The organism is Neobacillus niacini, from assembly GCF_000759675.1.
GTDB classification, from domain to species: Bacteria; Bacillota; Bacilli; order Bacillales; family Cytobacillaceae; genus Neobacillus; species Neobacillus niacini_A.
Map to the genome: position 1 here is coordinate 125,547 of NZ_BAWM01000086.1, position 24,368 is coordinate 149,914.

Sequence of the window (24,368 nt, forward strand, 5' to 3'; positions counted from 1 at the left end):
TCGCCATAATAAACAATATGGCTAATCTTTTAATAATCGGGAGGAATTGTAAGATGATAAACTATATAAAAATAGGAGAATTACAGGTAGCCAGTGAATTATTTGATTTTATTAATTCAGAGGCTATCCCAGGCAGCCTAGTGGATCAGGAACAATTTTGGGGAGGTTTTCAAAGAATCATCAACGATTTGACTCCAAGAAATAAAGAGTTGCTTGCTAAAAGAGATGAACTCCAAACGAAAATTAATACATGGCACCGGGAAAATAAAGAATTCAAGTTTGATAGATACAAAGCATTCTTAGATGAAATCGGCTATCTGCAGCCAGAACTGGAGGATTTTAGTATAACAACTGAAGGAGCAGATGATGAAATTGCTTTAAAAGCAGGTCCTCAATTAGTTGTGCCTGTTGATAATGCCCGCTATGCAATTAATGCAGCAAATGCACGGTGGGGAAGCTTGTACGATGCGTTATACGGTACCGATGTTATTAGTGATGAAGGAGGAGCAAAGAACCAAGGTGGTTATAATCCTGTACGTGGGGAGAAAGTAATCGCCTTTGCTAGAGAATTTCTTGATCAAAGTGTTCCTTTACAGGATGGGTCACATAAAGACGCTTTACGCTATACGATTGACCAAGGAAGTTTGGTGGTTAAGTTACGTAATGGTCATAAAACTCGTTTACAGAATGAAGAAAAATTTACTGGTTATCAAGGCGATTCTACCCAACCTTCCGCTGTCTTATTGAAAAATAATGATAACTATTTTGAAATTCAGATTGACCAAAGCCATCCTATTGGGAAAACGGATGCTGCAGGTGTAAAAGATATTCTCCTAGAATCCGCGCTTACTTCGATTATGGATTGCGAAGACTCTGTGGCAGCAGTTGATGCGCAGGATAAGGTTCTTGTATATCGCAATTGGTTAGGCTTAAATAAAGGCAATCTAACTGCAACTTTTACAAAAGGAAAGAAAACATTGACACGAACACTCAATCCAGACCGCCATTATGTGTCACCTAATGGCAGTGAATTGACCTTGCCTGGACGCGCTTTAATGCTGGTTCGAAATGTCGGTCATCTAATGAGCAACAATTCAATCCTTGATGGAAAGGGCAATGAGGTTCAAGAGGGAATCATCGATGCTGTTGTTACCTCTCTATGTGCAAAACATTCATTGATAGGAAATACCTCCCACAAAAATTCAGCAAACGGCTCGATTTATATTGTAAAACCAAAAATGCATGGTCCAGAGGAAGCCGCATTTGCGAATGAGCTTTTTAACCGGACTGAGGATTTACTTGAGTTAGATAGAAATACGCTGAAAATTGGTGTTATGGATGAGGAACGTCGTACATCCCTAAATTTAAAAGCGTGTATCCGTGAAGTTAAGGATCGTATCGTATTCATAAACACTGGATTCCTTGACCGTACGGGCGATGAAATGCACACGTCAATGGAGGCAGGTGCGATGATTCGTAAAAATGAGATGAAATCCACACTTTGGCTTCAAAGCTATGAAAAATCAAATGTTAACAATGGTCTGTCTACCGGCCTCCAAGGAAGAGCACAAATAGGTAAAGGAATGTGGGCCATGCCGGATTTGATGAAGGGCATGCTCGAGCAAAAAATAGGACATTTATTAGCTGGAGGAAATACAGCATGGGTTCCATCTCCAACGGCTGCAACCCTTCACGCTCTGCATTACCATCAAGTAAATGTGAAGGAGGTACAAAATAATCTTATAGGAAACATTACTGATTTACGTGATGATATTTTACAAATTCCTGTTGCTGAAAATACGAATTGGAGTCAAGATGAAATCCAATCAGAGCTTGATAATAATGCGCAAGGGATACTTGGCTATGTCGTAAGGTGGGTAGAGCAGGGAATCGGATGCTCAAAGGTACCTGATATTAATAATATTGCACTTATGGAAGATAGAGCCACTCTTCGTATTTCCAGTCAACATGTTGCTAACTGGCTGCACCATGGAATTTGCACGAAGGAACAAGTGATAGAAACAATGGAACGAATGGCTAAAGTAGTGGATGAACAAAATGCTGGGGATCCAGCATACAGACCGATGGCTCCGGAATTTGATCAATCTGTTGCCTTCCAGGCTGCGTGTGATCTAGTATTTAAGGGCTATGACCAGCCTAGTGGATATACTGAACCAATCTTGCATAGCCGCCGTCTTGAAGCGAAAGCAAAACATTCAGTTAGATCCTAATTAATGATGTGGTCAGGGCATTTCATTATAAAAAAATGCCCTGTCAAAGAGGTGAGCAAGGTTGCAAAGAGAAAATGTGGTAAAGTCGGTAAGCAGGGCACTTGATATTATTGCACTAGTGGGAATGAAAAAAGGCGGGCTGGGTGTTACGGAAATTGCAAACCAAATCGATATCAATAAAAGCTCTGTTTTTAGAACACTTTCCACACTTGTTCAATATGGCTATATCGAACAGGATCGTGAAACAGGGAAATACAAGCTTGGCTATAAGTTTCTTGATATTAGCTCGAAGCTGTTAGAATCAATTGATTTAAGGACTGAAGCGAAACCATTTCTCCAAGAGCTAGAAAATAAGACGAATGAAGTCATTCATTTAGTTGTCTATGACCAAGGAGAAGTAGTCTATATTGAGAAATTAGAAGGAACTGAAACATTAAGAACCCATTCAAAGGTTGGAAAAAGAGCTCCGATGCATTGCACGTCCGTAGGGAAAGCGATTCTATCCCATTTATCTGAAAATGATGTTATTGCGATTCTTGACCGAAAAGGTATGCCTTATCATACAGACAATACTATTACTTCGATAGAAGCAATCCTTCAAGAGTTAAAACAAATACGACTAAGGGGTTATGCTTTAGACTTAGAAGAAAATGAATATGGTATTACCTGTATAGCTGCACCCGTTTTTGATCATCTAGGTAATGTGGTTGCAGCTGTCAGTATTTCAGGACCGACCACACGGATGACCACTGAACGGTTGAATCAACTCGGTCCCATTATGATAGAAACAAGCCAGCAGATATCAGCGAGATTAGGACATGTTAGATAAAAAACGGGTTAGAAATGGGATAAATAGTCGTTTTAGTTGAAAAGTTTCAAGTCACCATCAAGTTAGGAATGTGAATCCCGTTCAAGGTGAAAAACTAGGCGAGAGGGAATCAGAAAAGGCATTTAATTCTCGTTCTAAACTAAAGAAAAAAGCCGCTAAACTTGTAGTAAGTTTTGCGGCTTTTTTGATTATATTTATACTGACTGCTGCTGAACCATTGTATTGAAGCTTACTTAATATTACTGCTAGTGATTCACCACCGACCGGATCGACACAACCTTCCCAAAGCTGTTTATCTAAAGCTTTGACTTTTCCGTTATAAACTTCTTCCCTTGACATAACCTCTTTAGCACCGAGTTTATGTAAGTAATCATGTTCACTCGCTTTGTTATCGCACTATGGCGTAATGCCTTTTGATCTTATAGATGGAGTAAAGAAGTTCTTAAATGAAAAATAGCTTCTTATTTGTGTACTAAATTCATTTCTATGCACTAAAATAAAAACAAGTAAATAAAATTAGGAGTTGATTTTATGTATTTAGTGAGACCACCTTGTTAACCTAAAAAGAAGACCATCCGTCCGCCTCCTTTAATATTTCTATTTAGAAATAGAAAAAAGGAGGATTCAATTGGATGATGGTAAAAAATATAAATAATCTCCATCTAATTATTTTTTTTCATAACTTAATCCCTGCTTACGTGATCGAAAGGTTATTTTGGGAGCAGCGGGGTATGACGGTGTTGATGGTTGTTCTTTGCGAAATCATCTATGCCGTAAGTATTGTCATATTTGAAATACCTACAGGAGTTTTTGCCGATAAATTTGGCAGAAAAAAACTCCTCGTTTTTGGGGCAGTCTTATCGATGTTCGAATTTATTATCCTGCTTTTTGCCTATTACTTTTGGGCATTTGCCTTGGTTGTCTTTTTAGCAGGCATTTCGAGCGCCTGTACAAGTGGTGCATTGAATGCACTACTTTATGACTCACTTGTAACAGTTAATAAGCAAAGGTCCTTTGAAAAAATCGTTGGGAGAATGAACTCAATCGATTTTTTCGGCTCGTTAATAGCGGCCCTATCAGGAAGCGTTCTAGCAAAATATTTTGGATTTGAATTTAACTATATCGTTTCGGCAGTAAGTATGTTCCTTGTATTGATATTTACCATCCAATTAAAGGAACCGCCTAGAAATAATCACCAGGAGAAAAAGGAAAACAAACAGGCAGTCTTTATGGTTTATGTAGGTAAATCGTTGTCCTTCTATAAAACAAATCCAAAGTTAGTTTCTATTATCATACATGCAATGGCAATTGGAGCTTGCATTACGTATTTAGATGAGTTTTGGCAGCTTTATTTAGACGAGATTGGGTTCTCTGTTCTTTTTTTTGGAGTATTTTCAGCCTGTATTTCGCTGGCAAGAATTCCAGGAAACTTACTAGCGGCTTATCTGCTTACCTATTTCAAAGCTGAATCAATCATTCTCTTTATCCTTGGGATCACCACTGTTTGCTTTTTTATGACAGCAATTTTTCCAGGTAGTGTTGGCTTAATCATGATCATTATCGTTTTTTTAGCCAGTGGAGTGATTGATCCGGTCGTAACAGGATATCTTCATCATCAAGGGAGTTCGGAAATAAGAGCTACGATTGAGTCTATTCAATCATTGATTGAGAGTGTCATAACCTTTACAGTAGGTATCGGCTTTGGTATCATTTCAACAAGTATTTCATTAGTATCAGGGTTCATTTTTTTAGGAGCATTCTCCTTTCTATTTTTCTTTTTCTTTTTGAAAAGAATTCAAGGCTTTGTAAAGGATTAGAGGCCATCCTCCAGGATGGTTTTACTATTTTTCACATACTATACCTATATATTTGAAACTTATTCGCCGAGTTAACCGTCTTTTAGGGTGTACCATCGTAGAATCAAGATAAGGAGAGATTAGATGAAACGTTTTTATCAGGTGACTGCATTTGCTATTATAATGGCATTAATATTGTCCGTAAGTAGTACAAGCAAGGTGTTTGCCGATAGTAATGGTAATAATGAAGAGAGTATCAATGTGAAGTTTGGGCTGCCGATCGTGGTTTACGGGGAAGCATTATCAGCGGCTCAAAAGGATGAAGTGAGAAAGCTTTTAAAAGTAACTGATACTAGCAAAGTAAAAGAGATTACTGTTTCTGGAGAAGACTTAGTTAAGTATATTAAAGGTGACCGTCACTCTAATATGTATTCCTCGGCTAAAATTACTAGAAAGGATTCAGGTGAGGGGCTTGTTATCAACCAGGTCACCCCTGAAAATATTACAGAGGTTACCGATGAAATGTATGCAAATGCCCTCCTGACTGCAGGAATTCAGGACGCTGTGGTAGAAGTTGCTTCTCCAGTAAAAGTCAGCGGACACTCTGCGTTAGTTGGTATTTATAAGGCTTACGATGAAGGTGAAGGCGCAACTCTAAATCTGGAGCGGACAGAGGTCGCCAATGAAGAATTGAACTTGGCTACAGATTTAGCAAAAAAAGAAGGGCTAAATCAGGATAAAGTAAGTGAATTGCTGACAGAAATTAAAAAGGAAATTGCAGAACAAAATCCTGCGACCAAGGAAGAACTGGCTGCGATTATCGATGAAAAGTTAAAGACATTAGAAATCAACCTTAGTGCAGAAGATCGCCAGCTCTTACTAGACTTGTTTGAAAAAATGAGAGACCTAAATATTAATTTCGATAATGTCAAATCTCAGCTTGAAAATCTTACGCAAGATATCCAGCAACGGATTGAGGAAGCAGTAGGCGACAAGAATTTTCTGCAACAAGTAGCAGATTTCTTTAAAGGATTAATCGAAAGTATCAAAAGTATATTCTCATAATTTTTAGGCTCAGTCATAGAACTGAGCCTTTCGTTCGTTTGTAACAAAATTTTAATGATAAAATGAACAGGAGTGACCACAGGACTATATAAAAATCCCCAGTTTTTTGTTAAAATAGAATTTAAGATAAAAGGTTTCGACAAAATTCTATAAAAATCTGCTTTAGTTAGATTATAATTTATACTTGCGTAATAAATCTGCTAAAAGCTAACTTGAAAATAAACAATAGAATTTTTTGAATTATGAATAATGAGGCATTGATTTTGCGGGAGCAGGAGGAATTAAACTATGTGGGATTTTGAAATGGACATAGATCAAGTAGCAAGAATAAAAGTAATCGGTGTTGGCGGCGGCGGTAATAATGCCGTAAACCGAATGATAGAAGACGGTGTTCAAGGTGTTGAATTTATTGCGGTTAATACAGACGCTCAAGCACTTAAACTATCAAAAGCAGAAATTAAAATGCAAATCGGTGCAACCTTAACGAGAGGGTTAGGTGCTGGTGCCAATCCTGAAGTTGGTAGAAATGCAGTAGAGGAAAGTAGAAAGCAGATACAAGAAGTCTTAAAAGGAGCAGATATGGTCTTTGTTACCGCTGGTATGGGCGGAGGAACTGGGACTGGAGCTGCACCTGCGATTGCTCAAATCTCCCGTGAATTGGGTGCCTTAACTATTGGTGTTGTGACACGTCCATTTGGATTTGAAGGGCGTAAACGTTCAACCAATGCAGCAGCTGGGATTGATTTAATGCGTGAAGCAGTAGACACATTAATTATTGTACCTAACGATCGCTTGCTGCAAATCGTAGATAAAAAAACTCCTATGATTCAAGCATTCCGTGAAGCAGATAATGTGCTCAGACAAGGTGTACAAGGGATTTCCGATTTAATTGCGGTCCCTGGATTAATCAACCTCGATTTCGCGGATGTAAAAACCATTATGTCTAATCAAGGGACAGCCTTAATGGGGATAGGTCTTGCAAAAGGTAAGGACCGTGCTGTGGAAGCAGCGAAGAAAGCTATTTCAAGTCCGCTGCTTGAAACCTCAATCGATGGAGCACAGGGTGTACTAATGAACATAACAGGTGGCAGCAATTTAAGTTTATATGAAGTCCAAGAAGCAGCAGATATTGTATCTTCTGCTGCAGACAAAGAACTAAATATGATCTTCGGTTCGATTATCAATGAAAACTATAAAGATGAAATTATGATAACAGTCATTGCAACCGGTTTTTCCGAAACCGAACTATCTTCTAGAAAGAATACGGTTAGCCCTTCAAGGGATGTTCCTTCAAGGGATGTAACTTCAAGACCACAATCTCAAGGTCTCCCAAGACGTGAGCAGAGTGTTCAAGAAGAAACTCCACAAAGTCATGACCGACAAAGACCACAATCAGAAGATACGCTCGATATTCCAACATTCTTGCGTAATCGTAATAGAAGATAAAGCTAACACTAAGGCTGTTGAGAATAATCTCGGCGGCCTTTTTTGGGTTAAGGATATAACCCATTCTATTTTCGACAATTTTTTTAAAAATTTTAGGTGAATTTATAAGAATTATGTTAAAATAATAGTGAAATAACAACAGCAAGGAGTAATCGCTATGTTGAAAGATATTTTTATGAGCTTATCGCAAAACCAATTATTAAATAGTGCAGCTAAAAAGTATGGCTTAAAAATGGGTGCACAAAGTGTTGTTGCAGGTACCAATATCGATGAAGTAATAAAAAGTATTAAAGAACTGAACGCGCAAGGAATTTCTTGTACCGTTGATAACTTAGGTGAATTCGTTTTTAAAGAAGAAGAAGCAACAGAAGCGAAAGAGCAAATTCTTAACGTCATTGAAGCGATTCATGAGCATAAAGTGGATGCTCACATCTCTTTAAAGCCTACGCAATTAGGGTTGGATATCGAATATAGCATTTGCTTAAATAACTTAAGAGAAATCGTTGATAGAGCAAACAACTATGGAGTTTTTGTTAACATTGACATGGAAGACACCGGCCATTTACAGCCTACTTTTGATGTATTGGATGAATTGTCTAGAGAATATGACAACGTTGGAACGGTAATTCAGGCTTATTTGCTTCGTGCGGATGAATACCTTGAAAAATATAAAAATTACCGTTTGCGGATTGTAAAAGGGGCTTATAAGGAGCCTGTTGAATACGCTTACCAAAATAAAAAAGACATCGATGCAAACTTTATTAAGCTTATTGAATGGCATTTATTAAATGGTAAGTTTACTTCTATTGCTACTCACGATCATATGATCATTAACCATGTGAAGGAATTTGTTAAAAGAAATAACATACCAAATGAGCAATATGAGTTTCAAATGCTGTACGGTTTCAGAAAAGAACTTCAACTAAAATTAGCAAGTGAAGGCTTTAACTTCTGTACGTATGTTCCTTTCGGAAATGACTGGTACGGATATTTCATGAGACGACTAGCAGAAAGACCTCAGAACTTAAATCTTGTTGCCAAGCAAGTATTTAACAAGAAGACAAATAAAATATTAGGTGTGGCTGCTGGTGCATTTTTGTTAGGTAGATTGACGAAGGATGCTAAGAAGAAACGTAGATAAGATAGTTTAAAACCCCTTTCATATGAAAGGGGTTTCTTTTTTTAACGAAGGTAGGTCTAAAGAACTATTCTTGTTAAAATTGACAAGTTTGTACCTGATGAATAATAAGTATTGATTGATGGACGGAATTTTATAAAAAGGGGGAAATTTTATGAAAAAGAAAAGATTTTATCTTTCTATGGTCTTTCTCTTAACGCTCTCTATGATTCTTGCAGCGTGCGGAAATAAAGAGGAGAGTGGGGAAAAGCCAGCAAATGAAGAGGAAGAAAAGCCGCAATTCATCAGTATTCTAACAGGTGGTACAGGTGGAACCTATTATCCATTAGGAGGCTCCTTTGCTGAAATTATTAAAGACGCAACTGGAATTGATGCAAATGCTGAAACAAGTGGTGCTTCTGCGGAAAATATGACCACCCTTAAGAATGGCGATGCCGAAATTGCATTTTCCCAAACAGATATTGCTTCGTACGCTGTTGACGGAAAATTAATGTTTGAAAACAATAAGGTTGAAAATGTAAAGGCGATTGCCACCTTATACCCTGAAACGATTCAAATTGTTACCACAAAAGAATCCGGGATTACTTCGGTTAAAGATTTAAAAGGAAAAAAGGTGTCAGTAGGTGCACCTGGATCCGGTACAGTTGCAAATGCTGAACAAATTCTAGAAGTTCACGGAATGACATTTGATGATATTGATAAACAAGATTTATCATTTGATGAGTCTACGCAAGGAATTCAAGATGGTACGATTGATGCGGCTTTTGTAACAGCAGGTACACCGACTGGTGCGGTTGAAGGCCTAGGTGCAACAGAAGATGTGGTCATTGTTCCGATTGAACAAGACAAAATCGATAGCCTAATTAAAAAGTATCCTTTCTATGTTAAGGAGGAGGTTCCAACAGGGACATATGGATTGGAGTCTGCTGTAACCACAGTCGCTGTTCAAGCGATGCTAGTGGCGAACAGTGATCTTGCTGAGGATGTTGTTTATGACATTACGAAAGCAATCTTTGAAAATCTTGATAAAGTGACACATGCAAAAGGTAAATTAATTAAGGTGGAGAACGCGTTAAATGGTGTGGGGATTGATGTACATCCTGGTGCACAAAAATACTTTGATGAAAAAGGCGTTAAAGAACAGTAACGGGTTTATTTTTACACTAACTTGGCCGGCTTAACACGAGCTGGCCTCGTTTTCTCAATTGGAGAGGAGGGGAAAATGCGTAAATTTCAACTAATCCAATATCTATTAATCTTCTTTATTATCCTGATCATTTTAGCATTCATACCTTTCCAGAAAGCTATTGTTTTCCAACCAAATCATAGCAAAGCGGTACTTGCTTACATTCGTGTAAAAGACGAAACTGATTTCCAAATTAAATACACCCATTCCATTCATTTATCCGATGTCGTTGAAAGCTATAAAATTACTCACGACCAGAGGATACTACAATATGAACTGATGTATGAGGATTTTGCCATTGGCATGCCTTCCAATGCAGAAAAAGGAGAAACGTTTGAACAAATAAATGGTGCCTATTACATCAGAAACATGAAACGGGACTTTCCTTTCTTTCATTTACGAATCGGACAGGTCCGTGCCAATCATACAGTGATTTTTAAAAATAAGGAATACCCCTTATCTCGTTTTATAAAACCTGGCACGTCTGTAAAAGTGGAAATCCGTAAATTGAACTTTATTAAGCAATGGAAAGGAGTGAATATTCTTGAGTCACTATGAAGAGACTCTGTCAGAAGCGAAGCAACAGGAACTTTTAGAGAAATATGATCCTGAAGCTGGTACTCGAAAGTTAAAAGGGATGCCTCTTTGGATGGCATTCGCAGGTTTATTGGCTTTTTCTATCTTTCATTTATATACTGGCGTATTCGGTATGTTAACAGCTCAGCTGCAGCGCTCTGTTCATTTAGGCTTTGCGCTCGCATTAATTTTCTTATTATTTCCTGCTCGAAAAAAAAATAAAGGAAAAGAGATTAAGATCGCTTGGTTTGATATCATCTTTGCGATTATTTCAGTCATCGTTGGTGCTTATTGGCCGGTCATGATCGATGATTTGGTCTTAAGGACAGGAAATATCACACAAATTGATTTTTTTGTTGGACTTGCAGCAATTTTACTCGTGTTAGAGGCAACTCGCAGAACAGTTGGTCTGCCAATAACAATTATTGCAATCGTTTTTATGGGGTATGCAGTTTTTGGACCGTACATGCCGGGTGCCATCGCTCACCGTGGGCTAGAATTAGATCGGTTAGTCCAGACGATGTTCTTTACTACTGAAGGTATCCTTGGTACACCGATTGGCGTTTCTTCGACCTTTATCTTTCTCTTTCTATTATTTGGTTCCTTTTTAATCAAAACAGGAGTTGGCGAATATTTTAACGATCTTTCGATTGCGATAGCTGGAAGAAGTGTGGGGGGGCCAGCGAAGGTTGCAGTTTTTTCGAGCGCTCTACAGGGAACAATTAGCGGCAGTTCTGTTGCTAACGTGGTAACATCTGGAGCCTTTACTATCCCGATGATGAAAAACCTGGGTTATAAAAAGGAGTTTGCAGGTGCAGTTGAGGCGTCGTCTTCCACAGGCGGTCAGTTAATGCCACCTGTAATGGGGGCAGCAGCCTTCTTAATGGTTGAATTTATCGGGGGTATCAGCTACTGGGAAATAGCGAAGGCAGCTGCAATACCGGCTGTTCTTTATTTTACAGGTATTTGGATTATGACTCATTTCGAAGCAAAACGAATCGGTCTTCGCGGGTTAACAAAGGAAGAAATGCCAAGCAGGAAAGAGGTTCTTGGTAAACTCTATTTATTGCTTCCTATTATTGCTATAGTCCTTTTGTTAATGTCAGGAATGAGTGTTATTCGGGCAGCATTATGGTCGATTGTCATTACTGTTGTTGTAAGTGCAATTAGAAAAGAAACGAGGATCGGATTTAAAGGAATCATTGAAGCATTAGTAGATGGAGCTCGTTCCGCGTTAGGTGTTGCTGCAGCCACCGCAGCTGCAGGTATCATTGTCGGTGTGGTAACGAAAACAGGACTAGGCTTAAAAATGGCGAACGGGCTCCTTGATATTGCGGGAGGGGCATTGCTGCCGACCTTGTTTTTGACGATGATTGCTTCCTTGATTTTGGGAATGGGCTCTCCTACGACTGCTAATTATGTCATTACCTCAACGATTGCAGCACCAGCTATCATTTTGTTAGGAGTTCCTGATTTATCTGCTCACTTGTTTGTGTTTTATTTTGGAATTGTGGCTGATATTACTCCTCCAGTCGCACTAGCAGCATTTGCCGCAGCGGCTATATCCGGTGGAGAGCCATTTCGAACGGGGGTGGAATCAACAAAGCTCGCCATTTCCGCTTTTATCATCCCATATATGTTTGTCTTGTCACCGGAATTGTTAATGATTGATACCACTTGGACTTATTTAATTTGGGTTGTTTTTACGGCCTTTATAGGAATGATAGCCATAAGTGCTGGGGTTATTGGTTTTTGGATGCGAAAATTGAATTGGATGGAGCGTATTGCGTCTCTTGGAGCGGGATTATGTTTAATCTATCCTGAAAATATCTCAGACATAATCGGTTTAGTAATGTTTGCTATCTTACTTGCTTTGCAATATTTCTATAAACGGGAACACATTCCTAAAGTGCAAAATTGAATATAAGCAAAAACTCGGGACTCAATTAATTTGAGGTCTGAGTTTTGCTTTTTCGGAATTAGGTTTAAGTATTGATTTAATTTTGTTCTAAATTGACACACTCTTCCAATTCTACTAAAATTAGTAAATATGTAAACTGACCCTGGATGAATACAACAAAACTTTTTTTAACTGAATAACGAGAAAAATTATGCAGTCACCAATTAATGGAAGTTTTTGTGGTGTAAAATGTTGATTAATAGAATGGAAAAAGATAAGTTTGTTAAAGAGAGCAAAATTGGAGGTTTTTTTAAAATGAAAAGATGCGGTTGGGTAAATCAGGATCCACTATATATCGATTATCATGATCATGAATGGGGCGTGCCCGTTTATGATGATCGATTACTATTTGAATATTTGAACTTAGAGGGTGCTCAGGCTGGGTTAAGCTGGTACACGATTTTGAAGAAGAGAGAAAATTATCGCAAGGCATTCGACCATTTTGAACCAAGTATAATCATTTCTTATGATGAAAAGAAAATCGAAGAACTGTTACAGAATGAGGGAATTGTTAGAAATAAACTCAAAATAAATGCAGTCATTACGAATGCAAAGGCATTTCTAAAGGTGACCGAAGAGTTTGGTTCGTTTAGCAAGTATATTTGGTCTTTTGTAGATGGTAAACCTATAAAAAATCACTTTAAAGATTTAACAGAAGTTCCAGCTACAACCGATATAAGTGACAGGTTAAGTAAGGATTTGAAAAAACGCGGCTTTAAATTTGTTGGGTCCACGATTTGTTATGCTTTTATGCAAGCGACAGGGATGGTAAATGATCATTTAGAATCGTGCATTTGCTACAATAAAATTCCGGTAAAAAATACATAAATTCCATTTGTTCTTTATATTGAATGGTCTAAATCGTTTTCCAGTTGATTTCGTTAATGTTTGTAACTTACCCTTTACTCTTCAGATATTACATATAAATATTGTTCTTAATAAAGAATGCGAAGGTGTTCTTGTGAATTTTCATCCAAATTGTTTGAAACCAATTTGGATGAAATCCGTCTAAATATGATGAATCCAATTTCAGGAAATTTTTTAAGGGAATTTGCAGGAATTTTGTGTCGGAAAGCGGAATAGATTAGAAGAATGAGAGCGAAATTCTTTTTCTGAATATTCGGAAGTGTTTCGTGGGGAATAACGAGATTTGGGGAAAAGAGGAGAAGTTGTAAATGTCTATACGGACCTGGGCGATTTCATTCGTATTAATTGGCAGTTTAATAGGGTTAGCAGGATGTGCGGAGAAAACAAATGGCAAGGAAGCAGACCATGAGAACAAAGTAACAGAACTTGAAAAGCAAAAATCAGCCGAAGAAGCGGCAATGAAGGCTGCGGAGGAAGCAGAGGCTAAGAGAATAGCAGAGGAAGAAGCTAAAAAACCGAAAGTGGTCAATGTCGTGGATCCAAGTACAAAAAACATTGTTAAAAGTCTTATTCCAGTGGATATGGGTTTTGGAACGGATAATGAAAAATATAAGCAGGAGCTTGAGAAATGGGCTAAGGAATTAGCACGGGGAACAGAAACCACCCCTGGTTATGATTCGAAGATGATCCTAGATAAAATTGATCCAAATGGTCAGGTGATCAAAGGTAAACCAAGGGTGATTCTTGAAGAAGCAGAGCTCGTAACGAAAGTAATCGAGGCTTCAGTCAAGGGTGGAGATGTTATTCTGCCAATCTATGTTACCGAAAGTGGTTATAAGCCTGAGGAAGCAGCCCAATTATCTGAAGTGGTGGTTGCGACTTACAGTACTAAATTTAATCCTAGCGTAACAGGGAGAAACAAAAACATCGAACTGTCTGCGCAGGCTATAGATAATGTCATTGTTGGAACAGGGGATATTTTCTCTTTTAATCATACAGTAGGACCAAGTGATGAAGCGCATGGTTACCAGCCTGCCCAAGAAATTGTAAATAAGCAATTAGTAATGGGAATTGGCGGCGGTATTTGTCAAACATCCTCAACCTTGTTTAATGCAGTTGATCAATTAGCTGTTGATTATGTAGAATGGCACCATCATTCCTTGTCAGTGGGGTATGTACCTTCAGGAAGGGATGCAACTGTATCATATGGTGGATTAGACTTTCAATTTAAAAATACAGCCGGTGTCCCATTCTTGATAAAGGCCATTTATAATGGAAATGGTACCCTTACACTTGAAGTTAGAACATCTGCAGCATACCAAAGCTTAATTCAAAAGCGATAAGTTTTCATAGGAAAAAGACGTGTGGCAATCACACGTCTTTTCACTTTCATGAAAAAACACGATGAGCATTTACCGTTCATCGTGTTTTTTTTTGATTATTCTAAGCCTTCGATCACAATCTCTTTGGCAGGTAGGAAGTCTTCTTCCGTATCCAAATAGGTGACATTTACTTTATCTCCTTCTTTTAAGTAAATCACCAATGGTTCTTTTTCAGAGGATAAGATATAGCTTTTCTTGTTGTCTAAAAGGAATGAAACAACCGTGAAATCACCTGATTTTTCTTTATAAACACGGAGGACTGTACCTGTTATCTGTTTTTCATCCGCCTTTGAACTGCCATCCACTGAACCGCCGCCTCGTTGCAGGGCCGTTTTATACTGCTTTAAAGCTTCGTTTGGAGTGACCCCAAACACGGATATTTCTGGATTAGCAGCAGAAACGATAAAGTAATTCTGCAAAAATCCATTTGAATCTAGGACAGGTGTCAACCAGCTTGCTTCTCCATAGAAGTTATATATTACGGGCATTTCACCATGCCATTTCTTTTCAATAAATTTCTTCTCAATAATTTGTAAGGCACCTTGTGAATCCATATAGGATTCTTCAGGATTTCCCGTATAATAGGTTGCTTCACCCGTACGCGAGTTGGTTAGCGAGTAGCCGAGCATAGAATCGACGCCTTCTTTAGGGCTTGTGAAGTCAGTGAAATAATACATAACCCCATTTTGATTGAAAATTGGACTGACATTTGCCTCTGTACCTTCGTCAGAAGGAAGTTTTACGTCCGATTTACCGAAGAGACTATTCCAAAATCCATGAATATAATTTCCAAAGTAGCTATTTTGCAAGCTAACAATTTCAGGTGATACCGCACCATCAATAAACTCTGGTACTTCCGAAAGCGAATACGACTTTATGTCCCCGTTCATCGAATCCACTACCACAACACCTTTAACATCAAAGCCATTACGAGCTGAAACAAATTCACCGTAAGACCGGATGTAATATGGTTTCCCTTCATCATCAATTTCTAATTGAACATCTCCATAGAAAATATGTTTCGGGAATTGCATGCGAATATGTCGTTCAATATCTTTATTAAAAAAAGAAGAAGGGGTATAAATCATTTCTGATTTTATAAATTTTGGATTTGCAGAAGAGTCAGTAGCACTTAAAGTAAAGTAACCAGGTGTTTCTTTTCCTTTCCACCACTTAAAAAACCCAGAGAACTCAACAGGTGCAATATAGACATAATCATCATTTACCTTTTGTATTTGAAGATTACCCAATTCATAATAACTTGTATTTGGAACTTGACCAAAAGCTTTTTTCATTTTATTACGGGCGAACTCAGGTGGGACACTAGCAGGCGTTTCTTTTTCATCAAATGTCTTAATTTCCACTTTTTGGTCCATTTGTGCAATCTCATATTTTTCATCCGCATTAAATAGAAAGGCAGTGAGAAAGTAAATTCCAAGGATCAGACTTGCTGCAAAGAGCAGTGCTTTCACTTTCCTTTCCATTCCGGTAGAAATGAGCGCACCTAATGTAGTAATAATAATCGCATAAACCCATAAAGAAGAGAGGTTTCGATCATAATTCGTAAAATAATAGTATGCAAAAATAGAAGGAATCAAAATAACTAAAACAGCAATAATCGCTCCCGGTAATAACCTTCTATCACCTTTAGAACTCTTTTTATTACTTTTCTTATCGGTAGACTTATCATCCTTATAAATCGGTATAAGAACAAGAGCAGACGCAATAGCAACAATCAAAGAAAACAAAAACATATTCCCCATAACCAATTCCCCTTTATAATAATATATCTTTTTACTGAGTCTCTTTTAATACGAGTATATAGGAAAAAAGTTTCAATATTATTTGGTGACATATTTGGTGACAGGCACCACTTGTGTACATTTGTACGCCTGGAATGGACAGGGTGATTTTGATTTTCATTACTGACCTTTTCAGATATTTGTTGAAAATTAATAGAACATTTAGAATAGTATTTATAGAGGTATAAAACGTAATCCAATCACATAAATGAAGAGATAAATTGAAAAGGCACCTTCCAGATAATTGGAGGGAGCCTGTCACTTTTTTTATGCATAAGATTTTTCTAATTCATCTATTAATGTACCTACATAAACAACTGCTTTTCGGACTGGGTCAGGTGTCGACATATCTACACCAGCACGTTTTAATAGCTCAAGAGGTTTCATCGTTCCACCAGCACGAAGTACTTCTAACCAGCGGTCAACAGCGGACTGACCTTCTTTTTGAATCAATTGTGCCACTGCAGTGGAGGCGGTCAAACCTGCAGAATAGGTGTATGGATATAAGCCCATATAATAGTGAGGCTGGCGCATCCACGTTAGGCTTGCACCCTCATCGATTTCCACGGTATCCCCCCAGAACTCAGAAAGAACATTCCTAGTCAATTCTGATAGAGTATTAGCAGTAAGTGCTTTCCCGCTTTCAGCTAATGCATAAACCCTGCGTTGATATTCAGCCTCCAGCAAATGGGTGACAAAATTATGATAATACGTTCCTAGCAGCTGAACGACTACCCAGCGTCGCATTTGTTTGTCTTTATTATTGGCTAATAGGTACTGTCCTAATAAAAGCTCATTCATAGTAGATGGAGCTTCAATGAAATACATGGAAGGGCGAACATTCATGATTCTCTGGTTTTTGTTTGCTAAGTAAAAATGACCAGCGTGCCCGAATTCATGCGCGAGGGTGAAGCAGCCACGCATATTATCCTGCCACGTAACCAAAATGTAAGGGTGCGCTCCATAAGGACTTGAGCAGAAGGCACCAGTGGATTTCCCGACATTATCTGCAAGATCAACCCATCGCTCCTTAAAGCCCTTTTCAATAATTTCACTGTATTCTTGTCCCATCACCTTTAAAGATTCCAAGATAAGATGACTAGCTTCTTCGTAGGTTGTTTCCGGATTAAAATCAGGATCTAAAGGTGCTTTCAAATCACAAAACTTCATGACATCAAGACCTAAGGCATTTTTCTTAAGCTGAGCAAATCGGCGCATGTGAGGTGCCAGCTCTTTAAAAATAATATCGATTTGGTTGTTGTACATTTCAAGAGTTACTTGTTGTGGTTCTAGGAGCATTTGTTCTGCTGATTGATAGTTTCTTAAACGCGAAAGCGTAACTTGCTTCTTTACTTCAGCAGAATAGGCAGCTGCAATTGTGTTTTTATATTGTTTTAACGTTGAAACGAAAGAGTCATAGGCTTTTCTACGCGTTTCTGTATCAGCAGAAAATTCGTATCGGTTTTCAAACAATGCAAAGGAAACAGGCAATTCATTTCCCTCACTATCCGCGATAGAGGAGAACGTCATGTCTGCTAATTTTGCCATGCTATAAATGGTATAGGGGGCACCATGTACCTCACCCAAAGCGGCTAGTACTTCTTCCGTTTCCGGTGAAAGCCGATGTTTTTTCGTTTCAAGCAGCTCGAGTAAATCTTTTCGGAATGTTTGAAGTTCCGAATTCTCTTGAAGGTATTTTTCAATAGTTCCATCTTCAAGCGAGAGGATCTCAGAATTAATAAACGATAAGGCGGCAATCATTTTTGTCCTTAATGCAGACAATTTCGCTGAATTAGCCTGATTTACTGGATCAGTCCCATCAGAGGATTGCTTCAAGCTTGCATATGTTGCTGCTTTGACCATTTTCATCAATAGATTTTCTTGGGCAATCAAGCAAGCTAATACCTCTTTTGAACTAGTATGTAACTTTCCTTTAAAAACCTCAATCTTTGTAATATCTAGTTCAATCATTTCAAGTTCTGCTTCCCATGCTTGCTCAGACATAAATAGATCATCAAGATTCCAAGTTTGTTCCTCTGGAACTTCTGACCGGGTTAGCCTCGTTTCAACCGTCTTTTCCATAAAGTATCTCCTCCCATTAATACTTCGTGTATCTAAGTAATATCATATATTATTTGAAAATTTTATCAACTAAAAAAAGGATGAGTCAAACCAAGAAAGGTCTTGACTCATCCATATTTACCATTCTCTAGGTTCATAATTAAGATCGCTAAATAATTGGTTCTTTTCTTTCTTTGTTAAATCTCTCCATTGACCAACAGGGAGGTTTCCTAACTGAATATTCATAATCCGAATTCTTTGGAGACGAACAACGGAATACCCTAGAGCAGAGCACATTCGTCGTATTTGACGATTTAACCCCTGTGTTAAGGTGATGTTAAAAACATATTTAGATAGCTGTTTTACCTTACATGGAAGTGTTTTCGTATCTAAGATTCTAACTCCTTCTGACATCTGTTTTAAAAACTCTGAAGTAATAGGTTTATCTACGGTCACAATATATTCTTTTTCATGCTTATTCTCTGCACGAAGAATTTCGTTGACGATATCCCCATCATTCGTTAAGAGGATTAATCCATCTGAATCTTTATCTAGTCTGCCAATATTAAAAATTCGTAGTGGATGATTGACTAAATCAATGATATTACCTTTGATATGTCTTTCGGTTGTGCTTGTAATCCCAACTGGTTTATTTAAGGCTATGTAAACATTATTTTTGGCTACCCTAATGGTTTCACCATTTACACGAACCACATCACCAGGCTCGACTTGACTGCCAACCCTTGCAACTTTCCCATTAATCGTGACTCTTCCTTCTTCAATCCATTTATCTGCACCGCGCCTCGATGTTTTTCCAGACTCGGAAATAAATTTATTTAATCGCAGGTTAAACACATCCTTAATTTCGTTGAATATGTTTTTAGAATACTTAACTACCAGCTTAATTTCAAGGATAAGGTTACTGGATTGTTTACCTAAACCAACTTTTTTTCGTACTTGTTATAAATTTCGAACAGGGGAAAAAGGTTTCTCTAGACCCACTAGATATTTTTGTTCAATAATATAAATATGGAGAAGAAGTGGGTGATGAAATGATTGAAGAACAAGGATTTTTGGATTTAAAAAGAGGAGAGCGCGGAGCTATCATAAGTATTATTGCCTATATATGCTTGTCTGCATTAAAATTAGCAGTAGGATATATTGCAAATTCCGAGGCATTGAAAGCAGACGGCTTGAATAACGTAACCGATATTGTTGCATCGGTTGCTGTTCTAATTGGACTAAAATTATCCCAAAGGCCTGCGGATGATGATCATCCCTATGGACACTGGAAAGCAGAAACCGTAGCTTCTATGGTCGCATCCTTTATCATGATGGCAGTGGGTTTGAAAGTTGCATACGACGCGATTTTTAGTATTTTCAATGCACAAAAGGAAACTCCAGACGTTATCTCTGCCTGGACTGGACTGTTTTGTGCTTTCGTTATGTACTTTGTTTATCGGTATAATAAAAAACTAGCCTCAGAAATAAACAGCCAATCCGTCATGGCTGCAGCAAAGGATAATCTTTCTGATGCCTGGGTAAGTGTGGGTACATTCATTGGCATTATCGGTGCACAATTTGGTCTTCCCTGGTTGGATCCATTAGCAGCGGTCATCGTAGGTTTTCTGATTTGTAAAACTGCCTGGGATATTTTTAAGGAAGCGTCCCTCTATTTAACAGATGGATTTGATGAAAAGGAAATAGAATTATATAAAGAGACCATCCATCATTGTGATGGTGTAAAAGGTGTGAAAGAAATTAAAGCTAGAAATTACGGGAATAACGTAGTCGTTGACGTTGTCATTCTCGTCAATTCCACATTAGATGTTAAGAATGCCCATGATATAGCCACCAAAGTTGAAGAGGAATTAATCAGGAGACACAAGGTTTATGACGTACATGTACATGTTGAACCTAAATAAGCCCATTCATAGGTCATATGGGATATGTTATAATTTTCTGAAAAGGGGGAATATAACTTGGAAGAAAAAGTACTTCATGCCATTCAAGATGAATATCCAGATGATTTTTCCTGGTGTTATGGCTGTGGCAGATTAAATCATGAAGGGCACCATTTTCGGACTGGCTGGCAAGGGGAAAAGACGGTAACGATTTATTCGCCAGAACCCGAGCATATCGCTGTTCCAGGCTTTGTTTATGGCGGTGTCGTTGCATCGCTAATTGATTGTCATGGAACTGGGTCCGCATCCTTAGCGTTACATAGAAAGAATGGTTGTGAGGCAGGAGAGGGAACTGAACCGCCTAGGTTCGTAACCGCTTCCTTAAAGGTTGATTTTGTAAAACCAACACCCCATGGAGTACCGCTTAAGGCCATTGGAGTCGTTCATGAGATACACCCTAAAAAATTCAGGGTAGAAACAGAGGTATTTACTAATAATGAAATTTGTGCCCGCGGCGAGGTTATTGCAGTAGTAATGCCTAGTACTTTCTTAAAACAAAAATAAATCAAAAAAGGAAGGAGTTTATGTGCTCCATTCCTTTTTTATTTCTAGTGTTATTTTCTTCGCTTATTAAATGCCAACATATTATTTCAATCCCAGCCTCTTGCGATAATGTAATTTTCACTTTTCGACTCGTATATTTTCTATGAAGCGTGCAGACACTATCTTAGTTTTCTTCCTCTTCAATCTCCTTCAATTGTTGAAAGAAGGCAGTTATGATTTGGTTAAGCTGAAGTAGTTCTTTTTCCCAGATGAAAGGTGGGTTGTTTTGTAGTGTATGGATGGCGCTTTCAATTAGGAATTTTCTTGGTGCCCTAGTATGCATGATTTCTTCTTGGATGAAATCTAGCAGTTCATGATACTTATCCTGGTCGTTTTTATCTTGAAAGTTTTTTGTAATGCAATTTCTCATTGGGGTCACGATTTTATATAATTGAACAATCAATTCATGATTATTTTTCTGTTGCCCAGGGAGCCATTTTTCTAAAAGTTCTGGCTGGTGCAATTGTTCGTCAGCTTCAGCTACTTCGTCAACCATTTTAACTAAACGATTCACACTATATCTGACGACATTACTAATTTTTTCATTTGAATCAGTTGCCAAGCGATTGTATTGGAGGTTGTGCTGCAGGATTCCCGTAAACATAATGGCACAATCAAATAAGTATGGTTTATTTTTTTCACCGAAGATATCAATAAACCTGCTAAACATCCATCTTAGTGAACGTAATCGTGCGATGCGGATATATTGTTTTAGGTCTGCATCATTCGTTGACATGACTTCCTCGTAAAGAGCAATTAACTTATTTTTTCTATTAGAGATCATTTGCATTTCTAATTGTTTAACGAAGACCTCGATATCTGAAGGGCTCTTCCCAATTAATAAATCATTTCTTTCCTTTTGAAGTTTTTTATAAACTGCTTTATAAATAGCAATTAACAGCTCGCTTTTTGATGAAAAATATTTGTAAAAGGTTCCTTTTGAGATACCGCTAAAATCTAAAATGTCTTGAATCGACGTAGCTTGAAAACCTTTTTCAATAAATAATTGATGGGCCTTATTAATGACATGCTGTTTCCGATCGTTCATTTTATCACCTATAATCCGAATTAAACTACCTGTATAAAAATATACTACATTATAAAGACAGGTATTACAAACCCATAATTTTGTAGTATTTTTTGATTGCAAAAAATGAACTTGCGGTATATTATTAATAATGCATGAAACACATGTATAAAAAAATGTACAAAGGGTTTATAGGGGGTATATAAACATGGAACATAGTAAAAATGAAACAAAACGTCCCCCATATGGGATTATATCAATCCTGATGATTGGGGCTTTTATTGCTTTTTTAAATAACACATTACTTAATATTGCACTTCCATCCATAATGGCTGATTTAGAAGTAGATGCTTCAACTGTGCAATGGTTGACTACGGGTTTTATGTTAATAAATGGAATATTAATACCAACTACAGCATTTTTAATTCAGAAATTTTCTGTACGAAAACTTTTCTTAGTTGCCATGGGCTTATTTACAGCAGGAACCATTCTCGCTGGGATGGCACATGTATTTCCGGTTTTATTAATAGGCAGGATGACGCAGGCAGCGGGTTCTGCGATTATGATGCCACTTTTAATGAATGTGATGTTAGTAAGCTTTCCTATTGAGAAGCGAGGAGCCGCAATGGGGATTTTTGGATTAGTTTTAATGGGGGCACCTGCAATTGGACCAACATTATCTGGCTGGTTAATCGAACACTATGACTGGAGAATGTTGTTCCACTTTGTAACACCAATTGCAGCGATTGTTCTATTAATCGGTTTCTTCTTATTAAAGGATAAAAAAGAAAAAGTTGATATTCGACTTGATTTCTTATCTGTTTTACTTACAAGCGTGGGCTTTGGCGGCTTGCTTTATGGGTTCAGCTCTGCAGGAAAGCAAGGCTGGGACAGTCCACTAGTTTATTTGACGATTGCTATTGGAGCTATTTCATTGTTTGTGTCCATCTTACGTCAACTAAAACAAGATCAGCCTATGCTTAATTATAGAATCTTTAGGTACCCAATGTTTGCTTTATCATCCGTTATCTCCATGGTGCTTACGATGGCAATGTTTTCTGGGATGCTGTTGCTGCCGATTTATGTTCAAACGATACGTGGCATATCTCCATTGGATGCAGGGCTGCTGATGCTTCCAGGAGCAATCATTATGGCGCTTATGTCACCAGTTACCGGTAAACTATTTGACAAATTTGGCGGACGTATTTTAGCAATAATTGGATTAACAATCACGGTGGTAACAAGTTATCTTTTCAGCCAATTATCACTTGAAACAACTTATACACAATTACTGCTTTTATACTCAGTCCGAATGTTGGGGATGTCGATGGTGATGATGCCAGTTTCTACAAACGGTTTAAACCAATTGCCTGCGCGTTTTTACCCACACGGTACTGCCATGAACAATACGCTTCAGCAAGTATCTGGAGCAATCGGAACAGCCTTATTGGTAACAGTCATGTCAAACCGCGCAGAGTCAAAGGCTATAGAGCTTGGTGAAGCTGCTATGGCAAACTTGACTGAGCAGCCAACGGAAGCAGCCTTAGCTGAAATGCAGCAACAAATCATGATGAGCGCAACGCTAGATGGTATCAATTTCGCCTTTTTCGTGTCCGTCTTTATTGCTGCTGTTGCCCTTATCCTTGCTTTCTTTATGAAACGTGCGAAACAAGCAGAAGATAATATGGAAGAAAACCCAGCAGGAAAAAAAGTAGTAAATAAACTTGCTGAAAACTAATATGATTTTTCTCGTCTAAACTCCATGTGAGTTTAGACGTTTTTTATATTGTAAAATTTGCTTTTTTATTTAACATAACTCTATAGTTAAAGTGGGATTGCTTTAATAGGAGGGTATTAAATGGAAAACAAATTGAACGCAAATTTTACTGATGCTTATATTGAACGTTGCAGCAAAGAAACAGAAACAATGATCGCCAATGAATCGTCTAGTTTTTTAAACCTGCCAATTACCTATCTAAAAGAAAATAAAAATGAATTTATTTATGTAGAGTCTACTTTGTTCGAAGAGATAGGTGTTGAAGGTGTGTCGCTCGAGGTTGATGATGTTTTTGGTACATTTGATGTCATGCTGGGCTTAAAGCTTCAAAAGAAGTTTGAAAAAATGTTAAAGGAACAGCTTAATAACGCATTAAATGGTGATGAAGCAAAATTTGATTTAATGTTTAGCCATGACGATGGTTTATGGGATTTAAATTTTGCCTTAAATTATGTGGAAGGATATACAGAGAATCTGTCCATGCATGAGGCATTTCAATTAATTCACCAGTTCTTATATAGTTTAGTTCATACCATTAAACAAACAACCAGCTGAAATATGCTGGTTGTTTGTTTATATAAGGCTCTGGTAGACACTTTTATTTAGATTTTTAAAGTCTAATTACGGCATAATGAACTAATGGTTACCACTTTATTGATTTTCCTATGAATACGATCATCATGAACTTTCATTCATATTTCATAAATATCATCTTTTT

General features: G+C 37.8%; 20 protein-coding genes. 15 read left to right on the forward strand and 5 right to left on the reverse strand.

The window, feature by feature from the left end; translation table 11 throughout:
- Positions 1-53: 53 nt before the first annotated feature.
- Complete coding sequence (locus TR08_RS20975; protein ID WP_045521620.1) at positions 54-2,231, forward strand: malate synthase G; 2,178 nt, start codon at positions 54-56, stop codon at positions 2,229-2,231.
- 61 nt (positions 2,232-2,292) lie between these two features.
- A complete protein-coding gene (locus tag TR08_RS20980) occupies positions 2,293-3,060 on the forward strand; it encodes an IclR family transcriptional regulator (RefSeq protein WP_045521622.1) in 768 nt (255 codons plus the stop codon).
- Between the two features lie 81 nt (positions 3,061-3,141).
- On the opposite strand, the gene TR08_RS34040 is transcribed toward TR08_RS20980, so the two are convergent.
- A complete protein-coding gene (locus TR08_RS34040) occupies positions 3,142-3,399 on the reverse strand; it encodes a hypothetical protein (RefSeq protein WP_045521623.1) in 258 nt (85 codons plus the stop codon).
- A 293-nt stretch (positions 3,400-3,692) separates the two neighbouring features.
- Between TR08_RS34040 and TR08_RS31355 the strand changes: the two genes are divergently transcribed.
- The 9 genes from TR08_RS31355 to TR08_RS21030 all read left to right on the forward strand — a co-directional run bounded on the left by TR08_RS31355 (position 3,693) and on the right by TR08_RS21030 (position 14,437).
- Positions 3,693-4,877, forward strand: coding sequence for an MFS transporter (locus tag TR08_RS31355; RefSeq protein ID WP_045521625.1), 1,185 nt, complete (start codon positions 3,693-3,695; stop codon positions 4,875-4,877).
- Positions 4,878-5,000: 123 nt separating this feature from the next.
- Positions 5,001-5,921 (forward strand): DUF1002 domain-containing protein, encoded by a 921-nt coding sequence (locus tag TR08_RS20995; protein WP_045521628.1) that lies wholly within the window; start codon positions 5,001-5,003, stop codon positions 5,919-5,921.
- Between the two features lie 288 nt (positions 5,922-6,209).
- Complete coding sequence (ftsZ, locus tag TR08_RS21000) at positions 6,210-7,367, forward strand: cell division protein FtsZ (protein ID WP_045521630.1); 1,158 nt, start codon at positions 6,210-6,212, stop codon at positions 7,365-7,367.
- A gap of 157 nt (positions 7,368-7,524) precedes the next feature.
- Complete coding sequence (locus tag TR08_RS21005) at positions 7,525-8,508, forward strand: proline dehydrogenase family protein (protein ID WP_045521632.1); 984 nt, start codon at positions 7,525-7,527, stop codon at positions 8,506-8,508.
- A 151-nt stretch (positions 8,509-8,659) separates the two neighbouring features.
- Positions 8,660-9,652: a TAXI family TRAP transporter solute-binding subunit gene (locus tag TR08_RS21010; RefSeq protein ID WP_045521634.1), complete on the forward strand. Its 993-nt coding sequence runs from the start codon at positions 8,660-8,662 to the stop codon at positions 9,650-9,652.
- A 75-nt stretch (positions 9,653-9,727) separates the two neighbouring features.
- On the forward strand, positions 9,728-10,249 hold the full coding sequence (locus tag TR08_RS21015) for a DUF1850 domain-containing protein (RefSeq protein ID WP_045521636.1): 522 nt from the start codon (positions 9,728-9,730) through the stop codon (positions 10,247-10,249).
- Positions 10,236-12,188, forward strand: coding sequence for a TRAP transporter permease (locus tag TR08_RS21020; protein WP_045521637.1), 1,953 nt, complete (start codon positions 10,236-10,238; stop codon positions 12,186-12,188). The genes TR08_RS21015 and TR08_RS21020 overlap by 14 nt, the downstream gene beginning before the upstream one ends.
- 294 nt (positions 12,189-12,482) lie before the next feature.
- The gene (locus TR08_RS21025) at positions 12,483-13,055 is read left to right on the forward strand and encodes a DNA-3-methyladenine glycosylase I (protein WP_045521791.1); all 573 of its coding nucleotides are present in this window, start codon (positions 12,483-12,485) and stop codon (positions 13,053-13,055) included.
- Positions 13,056-13,402: 347 nt separating this feature from the next.
- Positions 13,403-14,437, forward strand: coding sequence for a VanW family protein (locus TR08_RS21030; protein ID WP_045521639.1), 1,035 nt, complete (start codon positions 13,403-13,405; stop codon positions 14,435-14,437).
- A 95-nt stretch (positions 14,438-14,532) separates the two neighbouring features.
- On the opposite strand, the gene TR08_RS21035 is transcribed toward TR08_RS21030, so the two are convergent.
- From TR08_RS21035 to rluF, 3 genes are all read right to left on the reverse strand, one after another.
- On the reverse strand, positions 14,533-16,239 hold the full coding sequence (locus TR08_RS21035) for a tripartite tricarboxylate transporter TctB family protein (protein WP_045521641.1): 1,707 nt from the start codon (positions 16,237-16,239) through the stop codon (positions 14,533-14,535).
- 306 nt (positions 16,240-16,545) lie between these two features.
- Entirely contained in the window at positions 16,546-18,360 is a 1,815-nt protein-coding gene (gene pepF, locus TR08_RS21040) for an oligoendopeptidase F (RefSeq protein WP_045521643.1), read from the reverse strand.
- A 117-nt stretch (positions 18,361-18,477) separates the two neighbouring features.
- Positions 18,478-19,194, reverse strand: coding sequence for a 23S rRNA pseudouridine(2604) synthase RluF (gene rluF, locus TR08_RS21045; protein WP_193747814.1), 717 nt, complete (start codon positions 19,192-19,194; stop codon positions 18,478-18,480).
- Between the two features lie 200 nt (positions 19,195-19,394).
- On the opposite strand from rluF, the gene TR08_RS21050 reads away from it, so the two are divergent.
- Together TR08_RS21050 and TR08_RS21055 are read left to right on the forward strand one after the other, a co-directional pair.
- On the forward strand, positions 19,395-20,264 hold the full coding sequence (locus TR08_RS21050) for a cation diffusion facilitator family transporter (protein WP_045521793.1): 870 nt from the start codon (positions 19,395-19,397) through the stop codon (positions 20,262-20,264).
- Between the two features lie 57 nt (positions 20,265-20,321).
- Complete coding sequence (locus TR08_RS21055) at positions 20,322-20,807, forward strand: PaaI family thioesterase (RefSeq protein ID WP_045521645.1); 486 nt, start codon at positions 20,322-20,324, stop codon at positions 20,805-20,807.
- A 163-nt stretch (positions 20,808-20,970) separates the two neighbouring features.
- Here the strand turns inward: TR08_RS21055 and TR08_RS21060 are convergent, their stop codons facing one another.
- Positions 20,971-21,894 carry a TetR/AcrR family transcriptional regulator gene (locus TR08_RS21060; protein WP_045521647.1) on the reverse strand — a complete coding sequence of 308 codons (924 nt, stop codon included), beginning with the start codon at positions 21,892-21,894 and terminating at the stop codon, positions 20,971-20,973.
- 187 nt (positions 21,895-22,081) lie between these two features.
- Between TR08_RS21060 and TR08_RS21065 the strand changes: the two genes are divergently transcribed.
- Both TR08_RS21065 and TR08_RS21070 read left to right on the forward strand, forming a co-directional pair.
- Complete coding sequence (locus TR08_RS21065; RefSeq protein WP_045521649.1) at positions 22,082-23,611, forward strand: DHA2 family efflux MFS transporter permease subunit; 1,530 nt, start codon at positions 22,082-22,084, stop codon at positions 23,609-23,611.
- Between the two features lie 120 nt (positions 23,612-23,731).
- Complete coding sequence (locus tag TR08_RS21070) at positions 23,732-24,205, forward strand: hypothetical protein (protein WP_045521650.1); 474 nt, start codon at positions 23,732-23,734, stop codon at positions 24,203-24,205.
- The last annotated feature ends 163 nt before the right edge of the window (positions 24,206-24,368 follow it).